Origin of the sequence: Kitasatospora putterlickiae (genome assembly GCF_039527695.1) — a bacterium.
Taxonomy (GTDB): Bacteria; Actinomycetota; Actinomycetes; order Streptomycetales; family Streptomycetaceae; genus Kitasatospora; species Kitasatospora putterlickiae.
In genome coordinates this window covers 19758-28727 of the sequence record NZ_BAAAKJ010000404.1, presented here as the reverse complement: position 1 = coordinate 28727, position 8970 = coordinate 19758, and the positions used below count along the sequence as shown (strand labels likewise).

Annotated in this window: 9 protein-coding genes and 1 pseudogene; 7 read left to right on the top strand and 3 right to left on the bottom strand. The window is 75.2% G+C overall.

The window, feature by feature from the left end; translation table 11 throughout:
• Positions 1-163: pseudogene (locus ABD308_RS34520) on the top strand (futalosine hydrolase); the annotation flags it as partial.
• Positions 156-1001, top strand: a complete 846-nt coding sequence (locus ABD308_RS34515; RefSeq protein WP_344343811.1) for a 1,4-dihydroxy-6-naphtoate synthase — start codon at positions 156-158, stop codon at positions 999-1001. The pseudogene ABD308_RS34520 and the gene ABD308_RS34515, both read left to right, overlap by 8 nt.
• Positions 1002-1039: 38 nt before the next feature.
• On the opposite strand, the gene ABD308_RS34510 is transcribed toward ABD308_RS34515, so the two are convergent.
• Complete coding sequence (locus ABD308_RS34510) at positions 1040-1423, bottom strand: cold-shock protein (RefSeq protein WP_344343809.1); 384 nt, start codon at positions 1421-1423, stop codon at positions 1040-1042.
• Positions 1424-1939: 516 nt separating this feature from the next.
• Between ABD308_RS34510 and ABD308_RS34505 the strand changes: the two genes are divergently transcribed.
• Positions 1940-2176, top strand: coding sequence for a hypothetical protein (locus tag ABD308_RS34505; RefSeq protein ID WP_344343807.1), 237 nt, complete (start codon positions 1940-1942; stop codon positions 2174-2176).
• Between the two features lie 19 nt (positions 2177-2195).
• Here the strand turns inward: ABD308_RS34505 and ABD308_RS34500 are convergent, their stop codons facing one another.
• Positions 2196-2828: an HAD family hydrolase gene (locus ABD308_RS34500; RefSeq protein WP_344343805.1), complete on the bottom strand. Its 633-nt coding sequence runs from the start codon at positions 2826-2828 to the stop codon at positions 2196-2198.
• 101 nt (positions 2829-2929) lie between these two features.
• On the opposite strand from ABD308_RS34500, the gene ABD308_RS34495 reads away from it, so the two are divergent.
• From ABD308_RS34495 to ABD308_RS34480, 4 genes are all read left to right on the top strand, one after another.
• Positions 2930-3958 carry a FecCD family ABC transporter permease gene (locus ABD308_RS34495; protein ID WP_344343803.1) on the top strand — a complete coding sequence of 343 codons (1029 nt, stop codon included), beginning with the start codon at positions 2930-2932 and terminating at the stop codon, positions 3956-3958.
• Positions 3955-5007, top strand: coding sequence for a FecCD family ABC transporter permease (locus ABD308_RS34490; RefSeq protein ID WP_344343801.1), 1053 nt, complete (start codon positions 3955-3957; stop codon positions 5005-5007). Before ABD308_RS34495 ends, ABD308_RS34490 begins: the two co-directional genes overlap by 4 nt.
• Positions 5008-5022: 15 nt before the next feature.
• Positions 5023-5859, top strand: a complete 837-nt coding sequence (locus ABD308_RS34485; protein WP_344343799.1) for an ABC transporter ATP-binding protein — start codon at positions 5023-5025, stop codon at positions 5857-5859.
• A gap of 71 nt (positions 5860-5930) precedes the next feature.
• Positions 5931-6908 carry an ABC transporter substrate-binding protein gene (locus ABD308_RS34480; protein ID WP_344343798.1) on the top strand — a complete coding sequence of 326 codons (978 nt, stop codon included), beginning with the start codon at positions 5931-5933 and terminating at the stop codon, positions 6906-6908.
• Positions 6909-7033: 125 nt separating this feature from the next.
• Here the strand turns inward: ABD308_RS34480 and ABD308_RS34475 are convergent, their stop codons facing one another.
• Positions 7034-8590: a protein kinase domain-containing protein gene (locus tag ABD308_RS34475; RefSeq protein WP_344343796.1), complete on the bottom strand. Its 1557-nt coding sequence runs from the start codon at positions 8588-8590 to the stop codon at positions 7034-7036.
• Positions 8591-8970 lie beyond the last annotated feature (380 nt).

Sequence of the window (8970 nt, the reverse complement as noted above, 5' to 3'; positions counted from 1 at the left end):
CGCCCGGCACGGCGTGCCGTCGTTCGAGCTGCGGACCGTCTCCAACGCCGTGGGCCCCCGCGACCGGTCCGCCTGGCGGATCGGGGAGGCGCTGGCCGCGCTGGAGCGCGCCTTCGCCGCTCTGCCCCACCCCGCGCTAGTGAAGGAGGCCGGCCGTGGCTGAACGGCTGAGCATCGCGTACTCGCCCTGCCCGAACGACACCTTCGTCTTCCACGCCTGGTCGCACGGCCTGGTCCCGGGCGCGGACGCCCCCGAGGTCACCTTCGCCGACATCGACGTCACCAACGGCCTGGCCGAGCGCGGCGGGCTGGACGTCCTCAAGGTCAGCTACGCCGCCCTGCCGTGGGTGCTGGACGAGTACACCCTGCTGCCGTGCGGCGGCGCGCTCGGACGCGGCTGCGGCCCGCTGGTGCTGACCCGGCCGGAGAGCGGCGACGACCTGAGCGGGAGGACCGTGGCCGTCCCCTCCGAGCGGTCCACCGCCTACCTGCTGTTCCGGCTCTGGGCGGCGAAGGCGGTGCCCGGCGGCCTCGGCGAGATCGTGGTGCTGCCGTTCCACGAGATCATGCCCGCCGTCCGGGACGGCCGGGTGGACGCCGGCCTGGTCATCCACGAGGCCCGGTTCACCTACCAGGACTACGGGCTGCGGTGCCTGGCCGACATGGGCGAGGCCTGGGAGCGGGAGACCGGCCTGCCGATCCCGCTGGGCGCGATCATCGCCCGGCGCTCGCTGGGCGCCGAGCGGCTGAAGGCGCTCACCGAGGCGATCCGCGCCTCCGTCCGGCAGGCCTGGGACGACCCGGAGGCCAGCCGTGGTTACGTGCTGGAGCACGCCCAGGAGATGGACCCGTCCGTCGCCGACCGGCACATCGCCCTGTACGTGAACGAGTTCACCGCGGACCTCGGCGAGGAGGGGCACGCGGCCGTGCGCGCGCTGCTCACCCGGGCCGCCGCGGAGGGGCTGGTGCCTCCGCTCGGCCCGGGTGCGCTGGACTTCTGAGGTCCGCCGCTTCCGAGGTCCGCCCCCCGACGGACTCCCTAGACGTCGAACTGGTCGGCCACCCCGCGCAGCAGCACCGCGAGCTTCTGCCCGGCCGGCTTGGCCGGGTAGCGGCCGTGCTGCAGGCCCGGCAGCACCGAGTCCATCATCGTGATGAGGTCCTGGACGAGCGCCGCCATGTCGTCCGGGCTCTTGCGCTGGGCGGCGGCCACCGACGGCAGCGCGTCCAGCAGCTGGACCTGCATCGCCTGGTCGCCTCGGTGCCCCGCGACCACGCCGAACTCGACCCGCTGGCCCGGCTTCAGCGACGTGATCCCGGCGGGCAGCGCCTTGGTGTGGACGAAGACGTCGCCGCCGTCATCGCGCGACAGGAAGCCGAAGCCCTTCGTCTCGTTGAACCACTTGACCTGGCCGGTGGGCATCTCGAACAGTCCTCGATGTGGGTGTGAGGGATCCCGGCCCTGGCCGGGGATCACTGGGTGGTGGGAGAGCGGGCCGGCCCCGGGGGACACGCCCGCGAGGGCGCGCACGGTCAGCACGCTGTAAGGAGCAGACTAACGGTCCGTCACTGTCTCATCCGCGTTCCGCGCAAGATCCGTACGGAGCTCCGGCGGCCACGGGCGACCCTGAACCGGCATGGCCGGGGCGCGGCTCGGCGCTGTCCACAGGCTCGCACCCCCGGGTCGGAGAGAAGGGGGCGCACTGATCGCACCCCTCGGCACAGCCTGCATACCCCCGCCCAGCAGGGATCAAAACTCCCAGCGCCCGGAAAACTGCGCAACGTGACGGGGACCGCTCATCCGCGGATCGTCCGCGAAGCGGCCGCGGACGCCCTGGCGCGCCGCCGCCCGGCACCGCGCGGGAACGGCCGCCGGCGGCCTCTGCGAGACTGGGACGGCGGCCGAACCCGCCGTCCCGGCCGCAGAGGAGCAAGCCCCGTGAGCAGCCAGAGCGCCGACCGCGGCGACGCCTACGTCAAGGCCGGAGCGATCGTCTTCGGGCTCGGCGCGCTCGCCACGCTCGTCACCTTCGTCCCGCTGGTCCTGAACCTGACGCCGCTGCCCACCGCCGCGTACTGGCTGAGCATGCTGATGCCGCTGGGCTTCCTGCTCGCCCTCAGCGGCCTGCTGCTCTCCGCCCGGGCCCAGCGCCGCCGGTCCCGCGCCGACGCCTGAGCGCCCCCGCCGGGCGCCGCTACGCGGCCTTCCCGAGGTGCCCGGCCAGCCAGACCGGGAAGGCGGTGAGGTCCGGCAGCACCACGTCCGCGCCCGCCGCCCGCAGCTCCTCGGCGCGGTACGGGCCGGTGGCCACCGCCACCGCGACGGCGCCCGCGTGCCGGGCGCCCCGGATGTCGCCCAGGTGGTCGCCGACGTAGACGGTGGCGCCCTGCTCGCGCAGCGCGTCGCCCTTGCCCTCCGCCCAGAGGTCGCCGGCCACCGCGTCCGCCCGCAGGCCCGCGTGCTCCAGGTGCAGCCGGGCGTTCGGCTCGTACTTGCCGGTGATCACCGCGACCCGGCCGCCGTGCGCGCGGACCGCGTTCAGGGCGTCGTGCGCGCCGGGCAGCGCGACGGTCGGCGCGAAGGCATGGTCCCGGTACAGCGTGCGGTAGCGGTCCACGGCCGCCTCCAGCCGTTCCGCCGGGAACCAGTTGCGCAGCTCGTCGACGAGTGGCGGTCCGAGCCGGGTGACCACCAGGTCGGCGTCGATGACGGTCCCGGTCTCGGCCGACAGCGCCAGGTAGGTGGCGCGGATGCCGGGCCTGGTGTCCAGGAGCGTCATGTCCAGGTCGAAGCCGACGGTGAGCGGAGCGTCCGAGGTAGCGGGCATACCGCCAGGCTATCCAACGCGCCCGACCTGCCCGAAGGAACGATTTGCCCCGGCTTCCGGATGGAACTTAGGTTTGCCTGAGCTATCTGCGAGAGAGAGCCATGACCGACACCACCGCGCCCGGTAGAGCCCGCCTGCTGCGCCACCGAATACTGTGGCTCGCCGCCGCGCTGGCCGTGCTGGCCGCCGCGGTGCTGCTGAGCCTCTCGGTCGGCAGCCGGAACGTCCCGTTCGGCGACACCGTCGACGCCCTGCTGCACGGCGGGGACTCCACCAACGCCGTCGTGGTCCGCGAGCTGCGGGTGCCGCGCACGGTCGTCGGCCTCGCGGTCGGCGCCGCGCTCGGCCTGGCCGGCACCGTCATGCAGGGCATCACCCGCAACCCGATCGCCGACCCCGGCATCCTCGGCGTCAGCCAGGGCGCGGCGGCCGGCGTGGTGGTGGCGATCTCCGCGTTCGGGATCTCCACGCTCACCGGGTACGTCTGGTTCGGCTTCGCCGGCGCGGTGCTCGCCACCGTGGTGGTGTACGGACTGGCCGGACGTGGCCGGGGCGGCGCGACGCCGATCAAGCTGGCGCTGGCCGGCTCGGCGGCGTCCGCGTTCATCGCCTCGCTCAACACCCTGGTGCTCACCACCGACGCGGCCGCGATGGACCAGTTCCGGTTCTGGCACGTCGGCTCGCTCTCCGGCCGCACCGCGGACGTCGCCTGGCAGCTGCTGCCGTTCCTGGCCGTCGGCACGGTGCTGGTGTTCGCGGTGGCGCGCGGGCTGGACGCGCTGGCGCTCGGCGACGACACCGCCAAGGGGCTCGGCGCGAAGACCGGGCTGGTCCGGGCCGTCGGCGCGCTCGGCGCGACCGTGCTGACCGGCTCGGCGGTCGCGGCGGCCGGACCGATCGCCTTCGTCGGCCTGGCCGTGCCGCACGCCGCCCGCGCGGTGGCCGGCGCCGACCACCGCTGGGTACTCACGCTCTCCGCCGTGCTCGGCCCGGCGCTGCTGCTGCTCGCCGACACGCTGGGGCGGGTGCTGTTCCCGCCCTCCGAGGTGCCGGCCGGTGTGATGACCGCACTGGTCGGTGTGCCGGTGCTGGTCACGCTGATCCGGCGCCGGAAGGTGGTGGCGGCATGACGGCCCCGATGGTTCCGCTGCGCGGCTACACCGCGGTGCGCGCCCGGGGCGCCTCCTTCCTGCTGCACCGGCGCTCCGCCTACGCGGCGCTCGGCCTGCTGGTGGCACTGGCCGCCACCGTCGTCGCCTCGCTCTGCCTGGGCGAGTCCACCGTGGCGCCCGGCGAGGTGCTGAAGGTGGTGTTCGGGCAGCCCAGCCCGCACGAGCTGGTGGTCGGCGAGTTCCGGCTGCCCCGGGTGGTGGTCGGCCTGCTGGTCGGCGCCGCGCTCGGGCTGGCCGGGGCGCTGATCCAGACCGTCGCCCGCAATCCGCTGGCCAGCCCGGACGTGGTCGGCGTCTCCTGGGGCGCCACCGCCACCGTGGTCGGCCTGCTGGCCTACGGCGTGGTCGACTCCACCGGCCAGGTGCCGTACGCGGCCGTCGCGGGAGGGCTGGTGGCCGGCCTGCTGGTCTACCTGCTGGCCTGGCGGCGCGGGCTGCACGCGCAGCGCTTCGTGCTGATCGGCATCGGCATCTCGGTCGCGCTCTCCTCGCTGACCTCGGTGTTCCTCACCAAGGGCGACGGCTTCCAGGCGCAGGCCGCCAAGGTCTGGATGACCGGCAGCCTGAACGGCGCCGGCTACGACCAGGCCGGCTGGCTCGCCTGGGTGCTGCTGGCCGCCGTGCCGGTGGCGCTGTGGGCGGCGCGGGCGCAGCGCTCGATCTCCTTCGACGACGCCACCGCCGTCGGCCTCGGGCTGCGGCTGAACCGGATCCGGCTCGGCATGGCGCTGCTCGGCGTGGTGCTCGCCTCCTGCGCGGCGGGCGCGGCCGGGCCGGTGGACTTCGTCGCGCTGATGGCCCCGCAGATCGCCGTGCGGCTGGCCCGCTCGGCGCAGATCCCGCTGTTCTGCTCGGCGCTCACCGGCGCGCTGGTCGTCGTGCTGGCCGACCTGCTGGCCCGCCGCCTGCTGGCGCCCACCGAGCTGCCGGTCGGCGTGGTGACCGGACTGGTCGGCGCGCCCTACCTGATGTGGCTGCTGATCCGCTCCCGCCGTGGAGGTTCCTGAGTCGTGGAGGTCCCGATGCCCGCCGACGCCGAGTCCGTCGACACCGAGTCCGCCCACCGTCTGGAAGCGCGGGAGCTGACCCTCGCCTACGAGGCCCGCACCGTCGCCGAGCGGCTCTCGCTGCGGATCCCGGACGGCAAGGTGACGGTGATCGTCGGGCCGAACGCCTGCGGCAAGTCCACCCTGCTGCGCGCGCTCGGCCGACTGCTGAAGCCGACGCGCGGCGCCGTGCTGCTGGACGGCGAGGAGCTGGCGCGCGTCCCCACCAAGCAGATCGCCCGGCGGATCGGCCTGCTGCCGCAGTCGCCGTCCGCCCCCGAGGGCATCGCGGTGGCCGACCTGGTGTCGCGCGGCCGCCAGCCGCACCAGACCTGGTGGCAGCAGTGGTCGGCGGAGGACGAGGCGGCCGTCGCGGAGGCGCTGGAGCGCACCTCGACGGCCGAGCTGGCCGAGCGCGGCGTGGACGAGCTGTCCGGCGGGCAGCGGCAGCGGGTCTGGATCGCCATGGCGCTCGCCCAGGGCACCGACATCCTGCTGCTCGACGAGCCGACCACCTTCCTGGACATCGCGCACCAGGTGGAGGTGCTGGACCTGGTCCGCCGGCTGAACGTGGAGCGCGGGCGGACCGTCGTCGCGGTGCTGCACGACCTCAACCAGGCGGCCCGGTACGCCGACCACCTGGTGGCGATGCGGGAGGGGCGGATCGTCGCGCAGGGCCCGCCGGCCGAGGTGGTGACGGCGGAACTGGTGCGCGAGGTGTTCGGGCTGGACTCGGTGGTGGTTCCGGACCCGGTGACCGGGACGCCGTTGGTGGTACCGGGCGCGCCGTGGGCGGTCAAGACGGTCGCATAGCGAAACTTTATGCACCAATTCGGACATAATCGACGGACTGCGCTCACCCTCCCCCGCCGTCCGAGGTGCCGATGTCCCCGCTCACCCGCCGCACGCTGCTGACCGCGCTCGGCGGCGCCGCGCTCACCGGCTGCACCGTCCACCACCCCGCGCCGCCGCCGGCCGGCCCCGTGGCCGCCGCCGTCACGCCCTCCCCCACCCCGCTGCCGCCGGTCACCGTGGCCACCGCCACCGGCCCGGTCACCGTTCCCGGCGCGCCGACGCGGGTGGTCGCGCTGGACACCGCCGAACTGGACTCCGCGCTCACCCTCGGCATCACCCCGGTCGGCGCGGCCCGGCCCGCGGCGGACCAGGCGTTCCCCGACTACTGGCCCGCCTCCCGGCTCGACCGGATCGCCTACGTCGGCCCGGTCGGCGCCCCGGACCTCGCCGCGGTCCGCGCCCTGCGGCCCGACCTCATCCTGTCCAACCAGACCCGCGACGGCGGCCGGTACGACGAGCTGCGGGCGATCGCCCCGACCGTGCTCACCCAGACCACCGGCGCGCCCTGGAAGGCCAACGTCGAGACCCACGCCCAGGCGCTCAGCCGCCGGGACGCGGCGGCGGCGTTCGCGGCCTCCTACCAGCGGCACGTCAACCAGGTGGTGACCGCGCTGGCGAACGCCAAGGCGGGCGGTCGGCGGGTCAGCCTGCTCCGCTTCGTCGAGGGCGGCGGCATCCGGACGTACGGCCGGCAGACCTTCCCGGGCTCCGTGCTCGCCGAGGCCGGCCTCGCCCGGCCGGACGCGCAGAACACCGACCAGCCCGACCAGGAGCTCCCGCCCGACCAGCTCGCGAAGGCCGACGGCGACCTGCTGCTCTACGCCGGCTACGGCGACCCGGCCCGCAACGGCCTCACCGCCACGCTGGCGAGCCCCGCCTGGCGGTCCCTGGAGGCCGTCAAGGCCCACCGCGCCTTCCCCGTCGACGACCAGCTGTGGTTCCAGGACCTCGGCTACACCGGCGCCAACTACCTCCTCCAGCAGCTCCAGCGCTTCCTCGGCGCCTGACCCGCGCTCAGGCGCCGGGGAGGTCCGTCGCCACCACCAGCCGCTGGAGGCCGTGCGTCAGGGCGGGCCGGTAGCGGCCGGTGGCTCCGAGGGCGTCGAAGTCCCGCACCCCGACGACGGCCGCGTCAGTCCTCCTCGTCGGCTTCGGCGTTGAGGGAGGTGACGAGGGAGGAGAGGCGGGAGTTCCAGCTCTGGTAGGTGGGTCCGTCGATGGCGTGCTTCTTGGCGAGGTCGCGCACGGAGCGCTGGGCGCTCTTCAGCCTGGCGGCGGCGTCGTCAGGCCGGCCCTCGTTGAGGCGGGCGGTGGCCTCGTCCAGGGTGCGCAGCAGTTCGATCTGCCGGCCGCGGTCCTTCTCCACCTGGGTCTGCGCGATGCTCTGCCGCAGGGCGTTGATCTGGACCAGCGGGGCCGGGTCGTGCGGGGCCGGGGTGGTGGCGGGGGCCGTCGGGGTCGGGCGGGCGGACGGGGTGGTGGCCGTCGGGGTCGGCGTCGGCGTCAGGGTGGGGGTGGGCGTCCGGGTCGCGGTCGCGGTCGAGGTCGCGGTGGGACGGGTGGACGAGGCGGCGGGGGTGGACGGGTCGTCGAAGGCGGTGAGCCCGATCACCGCGGCGCCCGCGACACCGGCCAGGCCCAGGGCGCCGAACAGGACCGGCTTGCGGCGGCCCTCCCGCTCGGGCGCCGGCAACGGCGGCGGGGCCGCCGGGATCGGCGCCATCACCGAGGTGGCCGCCGGAGGCATCGGCGGCACCGGCTGGGGCGGCAGCAGGGTGGTGTGCCGCAGGTCCGGCGCGGGCGCGGCGGTGTGGAAGGCGGGCGGCAACGGGGTGGCGGCGAGCAGTTCGGTGGTCGGGTCGGCGGGCACCAGCCCCGGGACGCAGGCCAGCAGTTCGGCCCGCGCCGAGGCGGCGTCCGCCGGACGGCCGGCCGGGTGCTTGGCGAGCAGCCGCAGCACCGCCGCGTCCAGCACGGGCGGCAGGCCGGGGCGCCGGACGGAGGGCGGCGACGGCTGCTCGCCGACGTGCTTGTAGGCGATCGCCACCGGCGTCTCGGCGGTGAACGGCGGTGCGCCGGTGAGCATCTCGGTCAGCACGCAGCCGACCGCGTACAGGTCGGTGCGGCCGTCCAGCGGGCTCGCGGTGGCCTGCTCGGGCGACAGGTACGCGGCGGTGCCGAGCACCGAGGCGGTCTGGGTGAGGTTGTGCGAGGAGCCCGCCCGGGCGATGCCGAAGTCGACGACCTTCACCCCGCCGTCGTCGGTGATCATGATGTTGCCGGGCTTGATGTCCCGGTGCACCAGGCCGGCCGCGTGCGCGTGGGCCAGCCCCTCGCAGACCGCGGCGGCGATCCCGACCGCCTGCTCGACCGGCAGCACCGGTCGCTGCGCCAGCAGGGCGGCCAGCGAGCGGCCCTGCACCAGCTCCATCACGATGTACGGCGAGCCCTGGTCGACCCCGGAGTCGAAGACCATGACGATCCTCGGGTGGACCAGCATCGCGGCGTGCTGCGCCTCACGGCCGAACCGCTCGGCGAACCTCGGGTCGTCGGCGAGGCCCCCGTTGAGGACCTTGACGGCCACCTGACGCCCCAGCACGTGGTCCACCCCGCGCCAGACCGTGGCCATGCCGCCGACGCCGAGTATCTCGACGAGTTCGTAGCGCCCGTTCAGCGCGCGTCCGATCACCTGGAACCGCTCCCCTCAGAGGGCCCGCCCGGGGTCCCGGACCGCCTCGTGCACCTGTGCACGATAGCCCCCGGCGGCCACCGGGTCCGGGGCCCGCCGGCGGCCGGGTCCCGCACCGGCACCCGCAGGCCGGAGGAGTCCACGAACACCGGGGCGGTGGTGGTCTCGGCGGCCTGCCGGAAGGGGGAGGCGGCCGGGGAACCGGGCAGCGGATCCCCGACCGCCGGCTCGTGGTCGTGATCGTTCAGGAAGACGGTCACGATCGATCCAGTTCGGGCGGTCGAGCGGGGTGCCGGCCCGCCCTGACTGCGGGCGGGCGGGCCGGCGGGGTTCCGGTCCCTCCCGACTGCGGGCGGGCGGGACCGGAGGGTTCGGACCCG